The organism is Inquilinus limosus MP06, from assembly GCF_000767795.1.
Lineage (GTDB): Bacteria > Pseudomonadota > Alphaproteobacteria > DSM-16000 > Inquilinaceae > Inquilinus > Inquilinus limosus_E.
In genome coordinates this window covers 1-17497 of sequence record NZ_JANX01000065.1, presented here as the reverse complement: position 1 = coordinate 17497, position 17497 = coordinate 1, and the positions used below count along the sequence as shown (strand labels likewise).

Genomic DNA, 17497 nt, shown 5'->3' with positions numbered 1-17497 from the left:
GCGGGTGTTCGTCCTGTGCTATTTCCGGGAGCTGACGCGCCGCCCGGCGCCGGTGCAGCCCCCGGTCCATGCCTCGGTCCAGACCCCGCCGGCCCTGCTGGCCGCAGCGCTGGAAGGTGTCATCGGGGCCCGGGCGTAATACGCGGGTCGGATTCGCGCCGGCGAACCCGACCTCCGCGAGTCAGACCAGCTCGCCCCAGTTCAGCCGTTCCACGGCCGCCACCGGCCGCAGCCCGTGCCGTTCGGCCGCGGCGGCCAGCTTGTGCGCGTCCGGCCGGCCAGTGGCCGCGTCGCGCAGCTCGGCCCCATGGATGCCGCCGATCACGAACAGCCCGTCGATGCCCGCCGCGGTGGCGCCGGCCATGTCGGTGTGGAAGCTGTCGCCGACCGCCAGCACCCGCGCGGGGTCTGGCCGGCCCAGCAGATCGAAGCAGCGGCGATAGACCGGCGGGTGCGGCTTGCCGTGGTAGAACACCTCGCCGCCCAGCGTCTCGTAATGCTGGGCCAGGGCACCGGCGCAGATCTGCATCTTGCCGCCGACGATGACGACGATGTCCGGGTTGGCGCAGATCATCGGCAGCTTGCGGGCCGCGGCAGCTTCCAGCAGCGGGGCATGGTCCTCGACCCGCTCGTCAGGATCGTCGATGCCGGTGTTCAGCACGAACTCGGCGTCGTCCAGGCCGTCGACCCGGACGACGTCGTCGACCGCCTCGTAGACATCGGCGTCGCGCTCGGGGCCGAGATGCAGGAAGCGTTCGCCCAGCGCCTGGTGGAAGTCATCGTCGCGCGCCGCCAGCGCCAGATGCGCCGCCTCGCCCGAGGACAGGATGGCGTCCCAGCAATCCTCCGGCACGCCGATCTGGGCCAGGCGCTGCGTCACCGACCCGACCCGCCGCGGCGCGTTCGACAACAGGCACACCTGCTTGCCCTCGCCGCGCAGCCGCTGCAGGCAGTCGACCACGCCGGGATAGGGCGTGACCCCGTCATGCACCACGCCCCACAGGTCGACGATGAAGGCATCGTAGCGGTCGCGGATCGCGGCGATGCCGTCGAGGATCGGAATGGTCTCGGTCATCGGATCTGGCCTGTTGGTCTGGTCCCGTCTTGTGCCATGGCAGGCCGGGCGACGCCACCCGTCGGTCGAAGCGAACGGCGTATCGCAGAGCTGCGGACCTTGCTGACAGTGATCCAATGGATTACTGTCCGGCATGTCGCGGCCGACGGCATTCGAGTGGGATGGAGTCAAAGCCGCCAGCAACTTGGCCAGGCATAAGGTGTCATTCGACTATGCGACCCGCGTGTTCCTGGACGATGCCCGGCTGATCACAGACACGACCCGCAGCATCGACGGCGAGGAGCGAGGGAAGGCGACCGGGATGATCGACGGCAAGCTGTACACCGCCGTCTACACCATGCGCGGGACCGTCTGCCGGATCATCTCCGCTCGGCGGTCGAACAGGAGCGAGGAGCGCTCTTATGGCCATCGTTAAGTTTAAGCTCGATCCGAACAATCCTCCCAAGCTGACGCCGGAACAGGAAGCTCGGCTTGACGCCATGACCGACGAGGAGATCGAGGCGAACGCCGCCTCCGATCCCGACAACCCGCCGATGACGGACGAGGAGCTCGCCCGGGCGGTCGAGGCACGCCGGGTCAGGATGGTGCGGCAGAAAACCGGCCTATCCCAGCCGGCCTTCTCGCGGCGCTACAGGATCCCGCTGCCGACATTGCGGCACTGGGAGGCGGGCCGGCGGAAGCCCGACCGGGCGTCCTGGGCCTATCTGCACGTGATCGAGGCCATGCCTGCCGCTGTGGCGAAGGTTCTGGACAGCTGACGGCAACAAGGCCTATCCGACGTCTCGGAGAGGCCTCGTCCGACATACGCAAAGGACGGCGGCTCACGCCGTCTGCAGATCCTCGCCCTGGCCCTTCAGCTTCGCCGCGAGCGAGGCTTCCAGGAACTGGTCGATGTCGCCGTCCAGCACGGCGGAGGAGGCGCTGGTCTCCACCCCTGTGCGCAGGTCCTTCACCATCTGGTAGGGCTGCAGAACGTAGCTGCGGATCTGATGGCCCCAGCCGATGTCGGTCTTCTCGGCGTTCAGTGCGTCGGCCTGGGCCTCGCGGATCTTCAGCTCGCGCTCGTAGAGGCGGGCGCGCAGCATGTCCATCGCCATGGCCCGGTTGCGATGCTGCGACCGGTCGTTCTGGCAGGCGACGACGACGCCGGTCGGGATATGGGTGATGCGGATCGCCGAATCCGTCTTGTTGACATGCTGGCCGCCGGCGCCGGAGGCCCGGTAGGTGTCGACCTTCAAATCCTTGTCCAGGATCGTGATCTCGATCGAATCGTCGATCACCGGCGACACCGCGACCGAGGAGAAGCTGGTGTGCCGCCGCGCCGCGCTGTCGAACGGGCTGATCCGCACCAGGCGGTGCACGCCCGATTCGGTCTTCAGCCAGCCATAGGCATTGTGGCCCTTGATCAGCACCGTGGCCGACTTGATCCCGGCCTCTTCGCCCGGGCTCTCTTCCAGCCACTCGACCTTGAAGCCGTGCTGCTCGGCCCAGCGCACATACATGCGCAGCAGCATCTGGCCCCAGTCCTGGGCCTCGGTGCCGCCGGCGCCGGCATTGACCTCGAGATAGCAGTCGTTGCCGTCGGCCTCGCCGGCCAGCAGGCTCTCCAACTGCTTCTTCGCCACCTTCTCGCCCAGCTGGCGCAGCTGCGCCTCGGCGTCGGCCAGCACCTCGGCGTCGCCCTCGGCCTCTGCCAGCTCGATCATGCCGACGGCGTCGTCGAACTCGGCCGCCAGCGCCTTGTAGCCGCCGATGGCGTCATCCAGATGGGTGCGCTCGCGCAGCAGGGTCTGCGCCTTCTCCGGGCTGTCCCAGAGCTTCGGGTCCTCGGCGAGGGCGTTCAGCTCGTCCAGTCGTCTTAAAGCGTTGTCCCAGTCAAAGAGACCTCCTCAGCAGCGCGAGCGACTGCTTGATCTCTTGGGCCTTGGCTTCGGTCTCGGCGCGCATCGGTGCGCTCCTCTCGAATTCCAGTCGGTCACAAAATTACGGGCCGCAGCGCGGCCCGTAAACGCGAAACCGGGGATGTAGGACGGATCGGCCGCGACGTAAAGGCCGCGGGCGGGAAAACCTTCCGCCCACATGCCGCCTCAGGCCTTGCGCGGCTTCAGCTGGCTGACGTCGCGCACCGCGCCGCGGGCGGCGCTGGTGGTCAGCGCCGCATAGGCCTGCAGCGCCTGCGACACCTTGCGGGCGCGCGGCGCAGAGGGCTGCCAGCCGCCATCGGCGCGGGCGTTCATCGCCGCCCGGCGATGCGCCAGCTCCTCATCCGACACGGCGAGGTGGATCTTGCGGTGCGGGATGTCGATCTCGATGGTGTCGCCCTCCTGCACCAGGGCGATGGCGCCGCCCTCCGCCGCCTCGGGCGAGACATGGCCGATCGACAGGCCGGAGGAGCCGCCGGAGAACCGGCCGTCGGTGACGAGCGCACAGACCTTGCCCAGGCTCTTCGACTTCAGATAGCTGGTCGGGTACAGCATCTCCTGCATGCCGGGGCCGCCCTTCGGGCCCTCGTAGCGGATCAGCACCACGTCGCCGGGCTTGATCCGGTCGCCCAGGATGCCCTCGACCGCCGCGTCCTGGCTCTCGAAGATCCGGGCCGGGCCGGAGAAGGTAAGGATGCTGGCGTCGACGCCCGCGGTCTTCACCACGCAGCCATCCTCGGCGATGTTGCCGTACAGCACGGCCAAGCCGCCATCCGGGCTGAAGGCGTGCTCCAGGTCGCGGATGGTGCCGCGCTTGCGGTCGGCGTCGACGCTGGGGTAGCGGGCGTCCTGGCTGAACGCGACCTGGGTCGGGATGCCACCCGGCGCCGCACTGTAGAAGCGATGCACGGATTCGCTGTCGGTGCGCTTGATGTCCCACTGGTCCAGCGCCGCCGTCAGGCTCTCGGCATGGACGGTGCGGGTGTCGCGGTTCAAGAGGCCGGCGCGGTCCAGCTCGCCCAGGATGGCCATGATGCCGCCGGCGCGGTGGACGTCCTCCATATGCACGTTCGGCACCGCCGGCGCGACCTTGCACAGCACCGGCACGCGGCGCGACAGCCGGTCGATGTCGGCCATGGTGAAGTCGACCCCGCCCTCCTGCGCCGCCGCCAGCAGGTGCAGCACGGTGTTGGTCGACCCGCCCATGGCGATGTCGAGGGTCATGGCGTTCTCGAAGGCGGCGAAGCTGGCGATGCTGCGCGGCAGCACCGTCTCGTCGTCCTGCTCGTAGTGGCGCTTCACCAGGTCGACGATCAGGTGCCCGGCCTCGACGAACAGGCGCTTGCGGTCGGCATGGGTGGCCAGGGTCGAGCCGTTGCCCGGCAATGCCAGGCCCAGTGCCTCGGTCAGGCAGTTCATCGAATTGGCGGTGAACATGCCGGAGCAGGAACCGCAGGTCGGGCAGGCCGACCGCTCGATCACCTTCACCTCGTCGTCGCTGTTGCGGCTGTCGGCCGCGGCGACCATGGCGTCGATCAGGTCCAGCGCCTTGGTCTCGCCGCCGACCTTGACCTTGCCGGCCTCCATCGGCCCGCCGGACACGAACACCACAGGGATGTTCAGCCGCATCGCGGCCATCAGCATGCCGGGTGTGATCTTGTCGCAGTTCGAGATGCAGACCATGCCGTCGGCGCAATGCGCGTTGACCATGTACTCGACGCTGTCGGCGATGATCTCGCGCGACGGCAGGCTGTACAGCATGCCATCATGGCCCATGGCGATGCCGTCGTCGACGGCGATGGTGTTGAACTCCTTGGCGACGCCGCCCGCGGCCTCGATCTCCCGCGCCACCAGTTGGCCGAGATCCTTGAGGTGGACATGGCCGGGCACGAACTGGGTGAAGGAGTTGACGACGGCGATGATCGGCTTGCCGAAATCCGCATCCGTCATGCCGGTCGCGCGCCAGAGCCCGCGGGCTCCGGCCATGTTGCGGCCGTGGGTGGTGGTGCGGGAACGATAGGCTGGCATTGATCGGGTCCGCTGCTCGGGTCACTTTCGGTCGGACTGGGCGGCCATGGTGATCAGGAAAGAACCATGACGCCCGCCGGAAACGTCTAGTCCAGAAAGAACGCCATTCCCGCCTGCGGCGCAAGCGCGGCGGGACTGCTGCCTGCATTGCGGATTCGAGAGGACTACCTCGGGACAGGCCACTCGGGGTCAATTTGCTAACCTATGGGCGATCTAAATTCGGGCTCACCTCGCGTGTCGAAGGCGGAAGTCCGATGTCACCAGCCGAGTTTTCCAAAAACGTGGCAATAGGGCCGAGGCCATAGTTGCATCTCGGCGCATCGCGACAACACATTTTCCCAGGGCGACTGCTTTATCGTCACTGCCTATGCCCTCCAGCGAGTCGAGGAAATTTTCTGCCGCGTGGACCACGTGATCCGGAGCTGAAAGCCAGAGTCTTCGAAGTTCTTGTATTGTCTCGTCCTTTCGTTGTGCATCCTCTCTTCCCACTACAAATGCGGGGAGCCTGTCGAGAATTTCCTGATATCGCTGAATTCTCTGTTCCTGGCGTTCCCACGAACGCTGATAAAGCCAGGCGGCAGACGCTATCGCCGCAGCGACCGATATGGCGAGAATTTCCATCGATTCCTGTCTCTATGAAGATTGGAAATATAGAAACTTATGTGCGCGAGTGCGATCAAGAGATCAGATGAATAGCTTGGTTCCCGCCGCGGACGGCGTCGGTTACCAAGCGGCGATCGAAGGTGGCGAGCTGCCCTCGATGGGCATGGGCGAGAGCCAGGAGGTAGGTGTCGGTGAGCTGTCCGGAGCTCAGCAGCCGTCCGGCATCGATCCTGGCCGGATCCATCAAGCTGATATCGTCCGGCCAGAAGGTGTGGCCCGGCAACGCGCACAGGCCCGCCAGGATCGGCATGACGGCGGCGGGTGACCCCGGAGAGTTCGGGTAGCGTGGGTGACCGACAATCCGCAGCACGCCGTTTTCGGTCAGTGGGCAGGTCGCCCAGGCATGCCGCCCCCGGGCGACAAACCAGTCATGCGCGGCGTCGTGCTGGACGTGGCCGGGATCAATCAGCGCGATCAACACATTGACGTCGAACAGGAAGGTCATTCCGGCAGGTCGTCCTGCAGCTGCTTTATCAGATCCGATGTCACCGGCGCCTGATGACCGGCAGCCCGCAACAGCGGAACGCCATTGCGCAGCTTTCCGCTGGATGAGCGAGCGCTCAGCGACTTACGCGCAAGGTCGGAGATCACCTCGCCCACCGTCTTCCGCTGCTGCGCCGCAAGCCCCTTCGCGGCAGCCAGGACATCGTCGTCAATGGCCAGAGTCGTGCGCATCCGCCTCTCCGCTGCATCAAGCACCAATCATCACACATCTGGAATTGAGTGATGCTGATGTCAATCGCTCATCGTGTTGATGCGGCGTCCCGCGGCTCCGGTGCCGGATCGTCGGCGGCATAGGCCGGGGTCGCCAGGCGCAGGCAGCTGATCACCGTGGCAGCGGTTGCCAGCCCGGCCGCGGTCAGCAGCGCCGCCTTGGCACCGTGGTCGGGGAAATGGGCGAACAGCAGCGCCACCAGCGCCGCGCCGGTGGCCTGGCCCAGCAGGCGGGCGGTGCCCAGCATGCCGCTGGCGGCGCCGCTGCGGCTGCGCGGGGCCGACCCGATCATCACCCGGTTGTTGGGCGACTGGAACAGGCCGAAGCCGATGCCGCACAGCGCCATCCGCCAGACGATGCCGACGGGGGCGGGATCGGCCGGCAGTGTCGCCATCAGCACCAGGCCGATGGCCAGGAGGGCGAGGCCGATGCCGCCCAGGAGGCCGGGAGGGTGGCGGTCGGCCAGGCGGCCGGCGAAGGGCGCGGTGACCGCCACCGCCAGCGGCCAGGGGATCATCAGCAGGCCGACCTGGGCCGGGGAGAAGCCGTAGCCGGTCTGCAGCAGGAAGGGCAGCGCCACGAAGGCCGCCATCTGGGCCATGAAGGAGCTGATCGAGGTCGCGACCGACAGCCCGACCACCGGAATGCGCAGCAGGTCCAGCGGCACCAGCGGCGTCGCCTGGCCCAGCTGCCGCCGCACCAGCCAGACCGCGGCGACGGCCGCGGTGCCGAGCTGCAGCGCGACCAGCCCCCAGTCCAGCCCGTGGCCGATGCTGTCGATGCCGGTGATCAGCAGGCCGAAGGTGGCGGCGGACAGGAGCGCGCTCAGCAGGTCGAAGCGGCGGTCGGCCAGGTCGCTCTCCGGCAGGTTGCGGCGGCCGATGACCAGGGCGGCGACGCCCAGCGGCAGGTTGATGGCGAACAGCCAGGGCCAGGAGGCGAGCGACAGCAGGGCGCCGGCGAAGCTGGGGCCGACGGTCGAGGCGCTGGCCGCGATCATGGCGTTGACGCCCAGCACATGGCCCAGCCGGGCACGCGGGAAGATGTAGCGGATCAGCGCGGTGTTGACGCTCATGATCCCGGCGGCGCCGAACCCCTGGGCGACGCGGGACAGGGTCAGCGCCAGCAGCGAGTCCGACAGGGCGCAGGCCAGCGAGGCGACGGTGAACAGAGCCAGGCCGCCGAGATAGATCCGGCGGTAGCCGACGATCTCGCCCAGCGTGGCCAGCGGCAGCAGCGAGACCACCACCGCCAGCTGGTAGGCGTTGACGATCCAGATCGACATCGACGGGCTGGCCTGGAACTCGGCCGCGATCGTCGGCAGCGCCACATTGGCGACCGAACCGTCGAGCACGGCGAGCATGATGCCGAGCACCACGGTGGCGAAGGCCCATCTGCGGCGGGGCAGGGGCAGGCCGTCGGGCAGAGACACGAAGTGACCTCGCTTTCGCGGCGGGAGCGCGCGGCGCCCGCCGTCCATGGCATGATCCTGGACCTGGCCGCCGCGAATGGCTATGGCGTTTTAGCTATAACAGAATAGCAAAATGATCGACCCGGACCAGATGACCCAGATCGAGCGCGAGCAGATCGGCGCCTTCCGGCTGCAGCTGATGGCGCTGCTGCGCCGGCTGCGGCGCGAATCCGACGGCGGCGACATCCCGCTGTCGCAGCTGATGCTGCTGGCCGCTCTGCTGCGGCTGGGCGGCACGGCCAGCCCGACCGAGCTCGCCGCGGTCGAGGGGCTGCGCTCGTCCAATGTCGCGGCGCTGCTGCGCGGGCTGGAGACGGACGGGCTGGTGCGGCGCGAGGCCGATGCCGGCGACCGGCGGCGGCTGCATGTGGTGCTCACCGATGCCGGCGCGCAGGCGGTGCTGGAGAACCGCAGCCGGCGCGAGGCCTGGATGGCCGAGGCCGTGGCGGCCTGCCTGTCGCCGGAGGAGCGGGCGCAGCTGATCGCCGCCGGCGCCCTGCTGCAGCGGCTGGCGGAGTATCAGGAGGGCGCTGATCGAGAGCAAATCAGCCCTTCATCCTCCCCCTCCCCTCGCGGGAGGGGGTAGGGGGAGGGGGCTGTCGATCGAAGAGGGCCGGCGCGGGGGATCCGGGATCCTGGCCGGATTGTGCCGTTCCGATATCGGTCCTGACGGCACGAACCCCTCCCCCTAACCCCCTCCCGCAAGGGGAGGGGGAGGATAAATGGGGTATATCGCGCCGTCTTACTCCGCCGCCTCGACCAGCGGGGCGGGGGTGTAGTTCAGGATCGGCCCGAGCCAGCGCTCGACCTCGGCGATCGGCATGCCCTTGCGGCGGGCGTAGTCCTCGACCTGGTCGCGCTCCACCTTGGCGACGCCGAAGTAATAGGAGTCCGGATGCGCCAAATAGAGACCGGAGACCGAGGATCCCGGCCACATGGCATAGCTCTCGGTCAGGCGCACGCCGATCCGCTTCTCGGCGTCGAGCAGCCGGAACAGCGTCACCTTCTCGGTGTGGTCCGGCTGGGCCGGGTAGCCGGGCGCCGGGCGGATGCCGCGATAGGGCTCGCCGATCAGCTCCTCCGGCGTGAACGCCTCGTCGGGGGCATAGCCCCAGAACTCCCGGCGCACGCGCTGGTGCATGGCCTCGGCGAAGGCCTCGGCGATGCGGTCGGCCAGCGCCTTCACCAGGATCGATGAATAGTCGTCATTGGCCCGGACGAAGCGGTTGGCGATCGCCTCCTCCTCGATCCCGGCGGTGACGACGAAGCCGCCGATATAGTCCGCCTTGCCGCTGTCGGCGGGCGCGACGAAATCGGACAGCGCCACCCGCGGCCGGCCGTCGCGCTTGGACAGCTGCTGCCGCAGGGTGAAGAAGGTCGCCAGCTCCTGCCGCCGGTCCTCACCGATGAACAGGCGGATGTCGTCGCCGACCGCGCCGGCCGGCCAGAAGCCGATCACCGCCTTCAGCCGGAACCACTTCTCCGCGACGATGCGGGCCAGCATCGCCTGGGCGTCCTGGAACAGCTGCCGCGCGGCCTCGCCCTGCTTCTCGTCCTCCAGAATCGCGGGATAGCGGCCCTTCAGCTCCCAGGTCTGGAAGAACGGCGTCCAGTCGATGTAGCGCGCCAGCTCCGCCAGGTCCCAGTCCTCGAACACGCGGGTGCCCAGGAAGGACGGCTTCGGCGGCTGGTAGCCGGCCCAGTCGATGGCAAACGGCGTGGCACGGGCGGCGGCCAGCGGCAGGCGCTGCTTCTCCGCCTCTGCCCTCGCATGGCCCTCGGCGACCTTGCGGTACTCGTCGCGCACGCCCTCGACATAGCCCTGCTTCGCCTCGGGCGACAGCAGGCTCGAGACCACGCCGACGGCGCGGCTGGCGTCGTTGACATAGACGGTCTGGCCTCGGGCGTAGCGCGGGTGGATCTTCACCGCGGTGTGCACCCGGCTGGTGGTGGCGCCGCCGATCAGGAGCGGGATGTCGAAGCCCTCGCGCTCCATCTCCGCCGCCACATGCACCATCTCGTCCAGCGACGGGGTGATCAGGCCGGACAGGCCGATGATGTCGACCTTCTCGGCCTTCGCCGTCTCCAGGATCTTCGTCGCCGGCACCATGACGCCGAGATCGATGATCTCGTAGTTGTTGCAGGCCAGCACCACGCCGACGATGTTCTTGCCGATGTCGTGCACGTCGCCCTTGACGGTCGCCATCAGGATCTTGCCGGCGCTCTGCCGTTCGCCGCCGCCATTGGCTGCCTTCTCGGCCTCCATATACGGCAGCAGATGGGCCACGGCCTGCTTCATCACGCGGGCCGACTTCACCACCTGGGGCAGGAACATCTTGCCGGAACCGAACAGGTCGCCGACCACGTTCATGCCGGCCATCAGCGGGCCTTCGATCACGTGCAGCGGCCGCTCGGCCTGCTGCCGCGCCTCCTCGACATCGGCGTCGATGAACTCGGTGATGCCGTTGACCAGCGCATGCTCCAGCCGCTTGGCCACCGGCTGCTGGCGCCAGGACAGGTCCTTCTCCTTGGCCTCGCGGCCGCCGCCCTTGAAGCGCTCGGCCAGCGCCAGCAGGCGCTCGGTGGCGTCGTCGCGGCGGTTGAGGACCACATCCTCGCAGGCCTCGCGCAGCTCCGGCTCGATCGATTCATAAACCGCCAGCTGCCCGGCATTGACGATGCCCATGTCCATGCCGGCCTGGATGGCGTGGTACAGGAACACCGCGTGCATCGCCTCGCGCACCGGCTCGTTGCCGCGGAACGAGAAGGACAGGTTGGAGACGCCGCCGGAGATATGGGCGTGCGGCAGGGTCCGGCGGATCTGCCGGGTCGCCTCGATGAAGGCGACGCCGTAGCCGTTGTGCTCCTCGATGCCGGTCGCGATCGCGAAGATGTTGGGGTCGAAGACGATGTCCTCGGGCGGGAAGCCGGCCTGTTCGGTCAGCAGCTTGTAGGCCCGGGCGCAGATCTCGACCTTGCGCTCCAGCGTGTCGGCCTGGCCGGCTTCGTCGAAGGCCATCACCACCACGGCGGCGCCGTAGGACCGCACCAGCCGGGCGTGATGCAGGAAGGCTTCCTCGCCCTCCTTCATCGAGATCGAGTTGACCAGGGGCTTGCCCTGGACGCATTTCAGCCCGGCCTCGATCACCGAGAATTTCGAGCTGTCGATCATCACCGGCACGCGGGCGATGTCGGGTTCGGCCGCGATCAGGTTCAGGAACTCGACCATGGCCTTCTCGGAATCGATCAGGCCTTCATCCATGTTGATGTCGATGATCTGGGCGCCGTTGGCCACCTGGTCGCGCGCCACCTCCAGCGCCGCGGCATAATCGCCGGCGGTGATGAGCTTGCGGAAGCGGGCCGAGCCGGTGACGTTGGTGCGCTCGCCGACATTCACGAAGGGGATGTCGCCGGTCAGCGTGAACGGCTCCAGCCCCGACAGCCGCATCAGCGGCTCCATGGTCGGCACCTGGCGCGGCGGCAGGCCTTCGACGGCCTCGGCGATGGCGCGGATGTGGTCGGGGGTCGACCCGCAGCAGCCGCCGACGATGTTGACCAGCCCTTCCTCGGCAAAGCCGCGGATCTGCGCGGCCATCGCCTCCGGCGTCTCGTCATACCGGCCGAACTCGTTCGGCAGCCCGGCGTTCGGATAGGCGCAGACGAAGGTGTCGGCGGCCTCGGCAATCTCGGCCAGATGCGCCCGCATGGCGTTGGCGCCCAGCGCGCAGTTCAGGCCGATGGTGAAGGGCCGGGCGTGCCGCACCGAATGCCAGAAGGCGGTCGGCGTCTGGCCCGACAGGGTGCGGCCGGACAGGTCGGTGATGGTGCCGGAGATCATCACCGGCAGCGCACGCCCTTCTCGGCGAAGACCAGCTCGGTGCCGAAGATCGCCGCCTTGGCGTTCAGCGTGTCGAAGATGGTCTCGATCAGGATGATCTCGGCGCCGCCGTCGATCAGCCCGCGCACCTGCTCGGCATAGGCGTCGCGCAGCTGGTCGAAGGTGACGGCGCGGTAGCCGGGATTGTTGACGTCGGGCGAGATCGAGGCGGTGCGGTTGGTCGGCCCCAGCGCGCCGGCGACGAAACGGCGGCGACCGTCCATTGCCCGGGCCTTGGCCGCGGCCCGGCGGGCCAGCCGCGCGCCCTCGCGGTTCAGGTCATAGACCACCTTCTCCATGCCGTAATCGGCCTGGGCGATCGAGGTGGAGGAGAAGGTGTTGGTCTCGAGGATGTCGGCGCCGGCGATCGCATAGCCGAAATGGATCGCCTCGATCGCATCCGGCTGGGTCAGGATCAGCAGGTCGTTGTTGCCCTGCAGGTGGCAATCGCAGCCAGCGAAGTGCTGGCCGCGGAAATGCTCCTCGCCGAAGCCCAGCCCCTGGATCTGGGTGCCCATGGCGCCGTCCAGGATCAGCACGCGCTCGCGCGCCGCCGCGGTCAGCGCGGCCAGGACCTCAGTGCCGTCGACCGGCTCCAGGGGGATGTCGAGGGAGGGCGTGGTCATGGCGAGCGGCCGGTGGTTCCGGATCGGGGCCGTATGTAATGACATAAAGATATCTTTATATCAACATTCGATGTCGCGAAAAGAACCGCAAACGTCGCCGGGAGAGCGACCCCGCCCATCCCCCTCGCTGTCATTGCGAGGAGGCGAAGCCGACGAAGCAATCCAGGGGCCGGTTCGCACCGACCCCTGGATTGCTTCGCTGCGCTCGCAATGACAGTGACTTGAGAGGCGTAAATCCTACTTGGCCGTCGCGGTCGGCTCCAGCCCTGTCGCGGCGATGGCAGGGGCAGCGGCGGGGGAGGCCAAGAACTCCAGCAGCTTCCTCGCCGCGGCCGGGTCGTGCGAGCCGGCGACGATGCCGGCTGAGTACAGCGTCACCTGCTGCAGCTCGGGCGGCAGCGGTCCGACCAGGTCGATGCCCTCGACCGCCTTCAGCTCGGCGATCTGCTGGAAACCCAGCTCGGCTTCGCCCTTGGCCACGATCTCGCCAACCGGCGTGGCCGGGATCTTGCGGGCCTTGCCCTCCATCTGTTTGGCGATGCCCAGGCGCTGGAACATCCGGGTCGAGATATAGACGCCGCTGGCGCTGTCGGAATAGGCGACCGACCTGGCGGCCAGAAGCGCCTGCTTCACCGCCTCGGCCGAGCTGATGTCCGGCTTCGGCGCGCCAGCCTTGACCGCGACGCCGATGCTGGAGCGGGCCAGCACGACCTTGCTGTCAGGCAGCACCTTGCCCTGCTTGATCAGATCGTCGAGGGCATAGCCAACCATGATCACGACATCCAGCTTCTCGCCGCGGGCCAGCCGGGCGGGCACGGCGTTCGGCGTGTCGCCCATCGACGGGCCCCAGTTGATCTTGAGCGTGTCACCGCTGGCGCGTTCGAACTCCGGCGCCAGGGCCTTGTAGGCGGGGGCGAAGCCGCCGGAGCTGACGACCTGCAGCTCGGCCGCGGCGATGGGCTGGACGAGCAGCAGCAGGCCGGTGACGGCGAAGGCGGCGGCGCGGGACAGGATCGGCGGCAGCGTCATGGGGCGGTTCCTCCGGTAAAACGGACCAGGATCCTATCCTGACCGGAAACGGCATCCGCTATGGCTCGCCGGTGCAGCAGCCCAGCCATGCCCGGACACCGTGCCGCAGCCGGCTTGTCTGGTCCCGCCTTATGTCCGACGTACACCGGGCACGCAGCCGTCGCGGCGCGCTCGGAGTCCGTTCTCATGACCTTAGCCCACGATCCCGATTTCCTGCGCCTCCTGGCCGGCAGCCACGCCCGGCTGGTCGGCGTGCCGCTGCTGCCGGCGAAGGCGGGCGGCGACGCAGCCGGGCAGGCGCGGTGGCTGTACGATTCGGCGCCGTTCTGCGTGCTGGCGCACAACACCGACGCCGATCCCCGTTTCGTCTACGCCAACAAGGCGGCCCAGGACCGCTTCGAATACGGCTGGGACGAGTTCGTCACGCTGCCCTCCCGCCTCTCGGCCGAGGCGCCGGACCGGGCCGAGCGGCAACGCCTGCTGGACGCCGTCGCCCGCGACGGCTTCATCGGCGATTACCGCGGCCTGCGCATCGCCAAGTCCGGCCGCCGCTTCTGGATCGAGCGCGCCACTGTCTGGCAGCTGATCGACGAGGCCGGCACGCTGCGCGGCCAGGCCGCGACGTTCAGCGAGTGGCGGGACGAGTAGAGCCGACCCTCAATCGCCCTGCCGTGTCCCGGTCTGCTCCCAGTGGCCGGGGTTCAGCACCAGCCGGCCGGAATCCTCGAACCGCAGCGTCAGCGGATAGCGCCCCGGCACCATGAAGTCGGTGGCCGAGACCGGCGTCAGCTCGGTCCGCTGCTCCTTGCCGATGGCGAAGGCGGCGCGGGCGCCGGTGGCCTGGGCGAACAGGGTGTCGCCCTCGGCCGTGACCCGGACCGTGACGAAGGGGCTGAAGACGTAGTCCCCGGTCAGGACCTTGGCCTGGTCGGCCGACAGCACCGGCTTGCCGGCCGGCGTCGCCGGCTTCGGCTGGTCCGGCACGGAGGCCAGGATCGCGTCCCACATCGCCTCGCCGCCGATCACGCCGAGATCCACCGTCGGCAGCATCGCCGCCTCGTCCTCCAGCTCGCCGGTCGAGACGGCGTACAGCACGTCGCCGTCGAACTCGGTGGCGAAGGGCTGCAGCGCCCGGCCCATCGAGCTGTGCACCTGGATCGCCAGGCGCTGCAGCTCCGCCGGCTTCAGCTTCTGGTTGGTGACGATCAGGCTGACCGTGGTGTTGCGGGCGGGGGCGTCCGGGTCCGGCGCGCCGGTCCAGCCCGGCTTGCGGCTGGCGGGATAGCCTGCCAGCAGCGCCGCGGCGGTCAGGTCTTTCGGCCAGCCCTCGTCGCCGTAGCAGGCGGCGACCTTGCCGTCCCGCCTGGTCACCACCCCCAGCGCGTTGACCACGACGAAGGCGGCGACCTTGACCGGGCCGATCTGGCGGAAGGCGCCGCCCTGGCCGGAATAGGCGTTGCAGCCGAACAGCGACCCGGTGACCGCCAGCCGGCCGGCGCCCTGCGCGCCCAGCGGGAACACGCCCGGCTTGGCGGCACGGAAGGCGGCCTGGGCCAGCCGCTTGTCGGGCACGATCTCGTTCAGCCGGCGGCCGCCGAGGTCGTAGATGATGGCGCCGACCGACAGGGCGATGTTGTCCCAGTGGCCGCCGCGCACGCCGTCCTCCTTCAGCGCCGAGGCGACGGCGGTGGTGGCCTCGAGCCCGTACCAGGAGCCGCCGGAGAACACCACGGCGTCCAGCTCCGGCGCGTCGTAGCCCAGGCGGAGGTAGTCGGTGTTGACCGTACCGGGCCCGCCGCCGCGGACATCCACGGCAGCCAGCGACCGCCGGTCGAAATGGAACACGGTGACGCCGGTCGGCCCCTCCTTGTATTCGCCGGTGCCGACCTGCACCGCCGGCCAGTCGAAGCGCAGCACCTTCTCGCCGGCGTTCAGCACCGGGGCCGGCGCATCCTCGGCCATGGCCGGCTGTGCCGCCAGCAGCGTGGCGAGCAGGCCTGTCGCCAGTGCCCCGCCGATCGGCCCTCGGCTGTTTCGTCGATTCCGCATCCCATCCCCCCTGTCCGTGCTCCGCCGACTTCCGGCGTGGACGGGAATGCTGTCCCAACCGCGTCGCATCGGGAAGGGGATAGTGGCGCGGCCGCCCTCCGATCCCATCTTCATGGGGGCGACAGCGCAGACGGAGGCAGCGATGCCGCGTTCCCCGATCCTCTCCCGCCGCACCCTGCTGGGGGCCATGGCCGCCGCCGGCGCGGCCCCACTGCTGCCGGATGCGGCGGCGCAGGCGGCCCCGCTCACCCGGCCGATCCCCTCGACCGGCGAGGCGATGCCCGTGGTCGGGCTCGGCAGCTGGATCACCTTCAATGTCGGCGACGATCCGCAGGCGCGCGACGACTGCGCCGAGGTGATGCGCGCCTTCTTCGCCGAGGGCGGAAGGATGATCGATTCGTCGCCGATGTACGGCTCGTCCCAAGCGGTGATCGGTTCCGGCCTCGCCAAGCTGGGGCGGCCCGCCGGGCTGTTCGCGGCCGACAAGGTCTGGACCGCCGGCGACGGGCCGGCTCAGGTCGAGGAGTCACGCCGGCTCTGGGGCGTGCCGCGGTTCGACCTGCTGCAGGTCCACAACCTGCTGGCCTGGGAGACGCATCTCGACACGCTCTTCGCCATGAAGGCGGAGGGCCGGCTGCGCTACGTCGGCATCACCACCTCGGAGGGGCGGCGGCACGGCGAGATCGAGCAGGTGATGCGCAGCCGGCCGATCGACTTCGTCCAGATCACCTACAACATCCTCGACCGCGAGGTGGAGGAGCGCATCCTGCCGCTGGCGCAGGACCGCGGCATCGCCGTCATCGTCAACCGGCCGTTCCGGCAGGGCGGGCTGATCGACGATGTCGGCGGCGAGGCGCTGCCCGGCTGGGCCGGCGAGATCGGCTGCGGCAGCTGGGCCCAGATCCTGCTGAAGTTCATCGTCTCGCACCCGGCCGTCACCTGCGCCATCCCGGCCACCACCCGCGCCGACCATGTGCGCGAGAATCTCGGCGTCGCCCGCGGCCCGATGCCGGATGCGGCGCTGCGCCGGCGCATGGCCGCCGATGTCGAGGCGCTGTGATGTCGGAGTGGTGGAGCTACCGCCTCTCCGACTTCCTGCTGTTCTCGCCCCGCACTTATCACCGGCTGTTCGGCCTGTACAACGCGGCGATCTGGCCGGCGCAGGCGGCGGCCGTCCTGCTCGGCCTGCTGATGCTGGTCCTGTTGCGGCGCGGCGGGCCGGTCGCCGGGCCTGCCGTCGCCGCCATCCTGGCCGCCTGCTGGGCCTGGGTGGCGATCGCCTTCCATCTCGACCGCTACGCCACCATCAACTGGGCCGCGCCCTGGGCCGCGACGGCCTTCCTGGCGCAGGCGGCGCTGCTGGTCTGGGCCGGGGCGGTCGGCGGCCGGCTGTCCGTGCCGCCGCGGCTCGACATCGCCGGGCGGGCGGGGATCGGGATCTTCCTGTTCGCGCTGCTGGCCCAGCCGGCGATCGGCCTGCTGCTCGGCCGCTCCTGGCGCCAGGCCGAGATCTTCGGCGTCGCGCCCGACCCGACCGCGATCGGCACGCTCGGCCTGCTGCTGGCCCTGGCCGGCCGGGGCGCTGGGTGCTGATGCTCCTGCCGGTGCTGTGGTGCGTGGCGACCGGGGCGACGCTGTGGGCGATGTCGGCGCCGGAGGCCTGGGTGGCGCCGGCCGCAGCCCTGCTGGCCCTCGCCCTGGCAGCCGGTCAGGGGCTGCGCCGGGCGGGCTGACGCGGCAGTTGGCAGAATCCGACGGTATCCTGTCATTGCTGCCATCGCGTGATCCGGAGACACTTCCGGCATGTCCGACCCATCCTTCCCGCGCCGCATCGCCGTGCTGGCCTTTCCCGGCGTCGAGCTGCTCGACGTCGTCGGGCCGCTCGAGGCCTTCGCCGCCGCCTCGGCCCTGCACTGCAAGGCCGGGGCACCGCCGGTTTATGCGGTCGAGGTGATGGCGGCACGGCCCGGCCCGGTTCGCGCGGCCTCCGGTCTCACGGTGCTGGCCGATCGCGGCCTGGACGAGGCGGGGATCGACACGCT

Annotated in this window: 17 protein-coding genes and 1 pseudogene; 8 read left to right on the top strand and 10 right to left on the bottom strand. The window is 69.2% G+C overall.

The features are described 5' to 3' along the window. Positions 1-181 precede the first annotated feature (181 nt). Entirely contained in the window at positions 182-1075 is an 894-nt protein-coding gene (locus P409_RS08030; protein ID WP_034834021.1) for a TIGR01459 family HAD-type hydrolase, read from the bottom strand. Positions 1076-1208: 133 nt separating this feature from the next. Between P409_RS08030 and P409_RS08025 the strand changes: the two genes are divergently transcribed. Continuing rightward, complete coding sequence (locus P409_RS08025; RefSeq protein ID WP_034834019.1) at positions 1209-1490, top strand: BrnT family toxin; 282 nt, start codon at positions 1209-1211, stop codon at positions 1488-1490. Next, positions 1477-1833: a helix-turn-helix domain-containing protein gene (locus P409_RS08020; RefSeq protein ID WP_202964599.1), complete on the top strand. Its 357-nt coding sequence runs from the start codon at positions 1477-1479 to the stop codon at positions 1831-1833. Before P409_RS08025 ends, P409_RS08020 begins: the two co-directional genes overlap by 14 nt. Before the next feature lie 63 nt (positions 1834-1896). On the opposite strand, the gene prfB is transcribed toward P409_RS08020, so the two are convergent. The 5 genes from prfB to P409_RS07995 form a co-directional block, all read right to left on the bottom strand. Further along, positions 1897-3022, bottom strand: a protein-coding gene (gene prfB / locus P409_RS08015) for a peptide chain release factor 2 (protein WP_152613280.1) whose coding sequence is annotated in 2 segments (ribosomal slippage) — positions 1897-2952 and positions 2954-3022 — 1125 coding nt in all. Because the reading frame shifts where the segments join, the coding sequence is not laid out codon by codon here. A 140-nt stretch (positions 3023-3162) separates the two neighbouring features. Next, on the bottom strand, positions 3163-5025 hold the full coding sequence (ilvD, locus tag P409_RS08010; protein ID WP_034834015.1) for a dihydroxy-acid dehydratase: 1863 nt from the start codon (positions 5023-5025) through the stop codon (positions 3163-3165). 676 nt (positions 5026-5701) lie between these two features. Next, a complete protein-coding gene (locus P409_RS08005; protein WP_034834013.1) occupies positions 5702-6133 on the bottom strand; it encodes a TA system VapC family ribonuclease toxin in 432 nt (143 codons plus the stop codon). Beyond that, complete coding sequence (locus P409_RS08000) at positions 6130-6363, bottom strand: CopG family transcriptional regulator (RefSeq protein ID WP_152613279.1); 234 nt, start codon at positions 6361-6363, stop codon at positions 6130-6132. Before P409_RS08000 ends, P409_RS08005 begins: the two co-directional genes overlap by 4 nt. 68 nt (positions 6364-6431) lie before the next feature. Further along, the gene (locus P409_RS07995; RefSeq protein ID WP_238578620.1) at positions 6432-7835 is read right to left on the bottom strand and encodes an MFS transporter; all 1404 of its coding nucleotides are present in this window, start codon (positions 7833-7835) and stop codon (positions 6432-6434) included. A gap of 112 nt (positions 7836-7947) precedes the next feature. Between P409_RS07995 and P409_RS07990 the strand changes: the two genes are divergently transcribed. Further along, a complete protein-coding gene (locus P409_RS07990) occupies positions 7948-8460 on the top strand; it encodes a MarR family winged helix-turn-helix transcriptional regulator (RefSeq protein WP_202964598.1) in 513 nt (170 codons plus the stop codon). Between the two features lie 156 nt (positions 8461-8616). Here the strand turns inward: P409_RS07990 and metH are convergent, their stop codons facing one another. The 3 genes from metH to P409_RS07980 form a co-directional block, all read right to left on the bottom strand. Beyond that, complete coding sequence (gene metH, locus P409_RS07985; protein WP_202964601.1) at positions 8617-11712, bottom strand: methionine synthase; 3096 nt, start codon at positions 11710-11712, stop codon at positions 8617-8619. After that, positions 11712-12377 carry a homocysteine S-methyltransferase family protein gene (locus P409_RS41180; protein ID WP_202964597.1) on the bottom strand — a complete coding sequence of 222 codons (666 nt, stop codon included), beginning with the start codon at positions 12375-12377 and terminating at the stop codon, positions 11712-11714. The genes metH and P409_RS41180 overlap by 1 nt, the downstream gene beginning before the upstream one ends. Before the next feature lie 237 nt (positions 12378-12614). Beyond that, positions 12615-13406 (bottom strand): substrate-binding domain-containing protein, encoded by a 792-nt coding sequence (locus P409_RS07980; protein WP_034834009.1) that lies wholly within the window; start codon positions 13404-13406, stop codon positions 12615-12617. 186 nt (positions 13407-13592) lie between these two features. Here P409_RS07980 and P409_RS07975 point away from each other — a divergent pair, with 186 nt between their 5' ends. Further along, the gene (locus P409_RS07975; RefSeq protein WP_034834007.1) at positions 13593-14054 is read left to right on the top strand and encodes an MEKHLA domain-containing protein; all 462 of its coding nucleotides are present in this window, start codon (positions 13593-13595) and stop codon (positions 14052-14054) included. Between the two features lie 9 nt (positions 14055-14063). Here P409_RS07975 and P409_RS07970 read toward each other — a convergent pair whose 3' ends face one another. Further along, positions 14064-15455 carry a P1 family peptidase gene (locus tag P409_RS07970; protein ID WP_034834005.1) on the bottom strand — a complete coding sequence of 464 codons (1392 nt, stop codon included), beginning with the start codon at positions 15453-15455 and terminating at the stop codon, positions 14064-14066. A 142-nt stretch (positions 15456-15597) separates the two neighbouring features. Between P409_RS07970 and P409_RS07965 the strand changes: the two genes are divergently transcribed. From P409_RS07965 to P409_RS07955, 4 genes and pseudogenes are all read left to right on the top strand, one after another. Continuing rightward, positions 15598-16515: an aldo/keto reductase gene (locus tag P409_RS07965; protein ID WP_052120170.1), complete on the top strand. Its 918-nt coding sequence runs from the start codon at positions 15598-15600 to the stop codon at positions 16513-16515. Next, entirely contained in the window at positions 16515-17048 is a 534-nt protein-coding gene (locus P409_RS07960) for a DUF6064 family protein (protein WP_202964596.1), read from the top strand. Before P409_RS07965 ends, P409_RS07960 begins: the two co-directional genes overlap by 1 nt. After that, on the top strand, positions 17042-17188 hold the full coding sequence (locus tag P409_RS40270; protein ID WP_202964595.1) for a hypothetical protein: 147 nt from the start codon (positions 17042-17044) through the stop codon (positions 17186-17188). The genes P409_RS07960 and P409_RS40270 overlap by 7 nt, the downstream gene beginning before the upstream one ends. A gap of 70 nt (positions 17189-17258) precedes the next feature. Further along, a pseudogene (locus P409_RS07955) lies at positions 17259-17497 on the top strand (GlxA family transcriptional regulator); the annotation flags it as partial.

Bases quoted from the DNA above. Each gene is read 5' to 3' on its own strand.
- P409_RS08030 (WP_034834021.1), bottom strand. From the start codon at position 1,075: ATGACCGAGACCATTCCGATCCTCGACGGCATCGCCGCGATCCGCGAC.
- P409_RS08025 (WP_034834019.1), top strand. From the start codon at position 1,209: ATGTCGCGGCCGACGGCATTCGAGTGGGATGGAGTCAAAGCCGCCAGC.
- P409_RS08020 (WP_202964599.1), top strand. From the start codon at position 1,477: ATGGCCATCGTTAAGTTTAAGCTCGATCCGAACAATCCTCCCAAGCTG.
- P409_RS07990 (WP_202964598.1), top strand. From the start codon at position 7,948: ATGATCGACCCGGACCAGATGACCCAGATCGAGCGCGAGCAGATCGGC.
- P409_RS07965 (WP_052120170.1), top strand. From the start codon at position 15,598: ATGCCGCGTTCCCCGATCCTCTCCCGCCGCACCCTGCTGGGGGCCATG.
- P409_RS07980 (WP_034834009.1), bottom strand. From the start codon at position 13,406: ATGACGCTGCCGCCGATCCTGTCCCGCGCCGCCGCCTTCGCCGTCACC.
- P409_RS07970 (WP_034834005.1), bottom strand. From the start codon at position 15,455: ATGCGGAATCGACGAAACAGCCGAGGGCCGATCGGCGGGGCACTGGCG.
- P409_RS07975 (WP_034834007.1), top strand. From the start codon at position 13,593: ATGACCTTAGCCCACGATCCCGATTTCCTGCGCCTCCTGGCCGGCAGC.
- ilvD (WP_034834015.1), bottom strand. From the start codon at position 5,025: ATGCCAGCCTATCGTTCCCGCACCACCACCCACGGCCGCAACATGGCC.
- P409_RS08005 (WP_034834013.1), bottom strand. From the start codon at position 6,133: ATGACCTTCCTGTTCGACGTCAATGTGTTGATCGCGCTGATTGATCCC.
- metH (WP_202964601.1), bottom strand. From the start codon at position 11,712: ATGATCTCCGGCACCATCACCGACCTGTCCGGCCGCACCCTGTCGGGC.
- P409_RS41180 (WP_202964597.1), bottom strand. From the start codon at position 12,377: ATGACCACGCCCTCCCTCGACATCCCCCTGGAGCCGGTCGACGGCACT.
- P409_RS08000 (WP_152613279.1), bottom strand. From the start codon at position 6,363: ATGCGCACGACTCTGGCCATTGACGACGATGTCCTGGCTGCCGCGAAG.
- P409_RS07960 (WP_202964596.1), top strand. From the start codon at position 16,515: ATGTCGGAGTGGTGGAGCTACCGCCTCTCCGACTTCCTGCTGTTCTCG.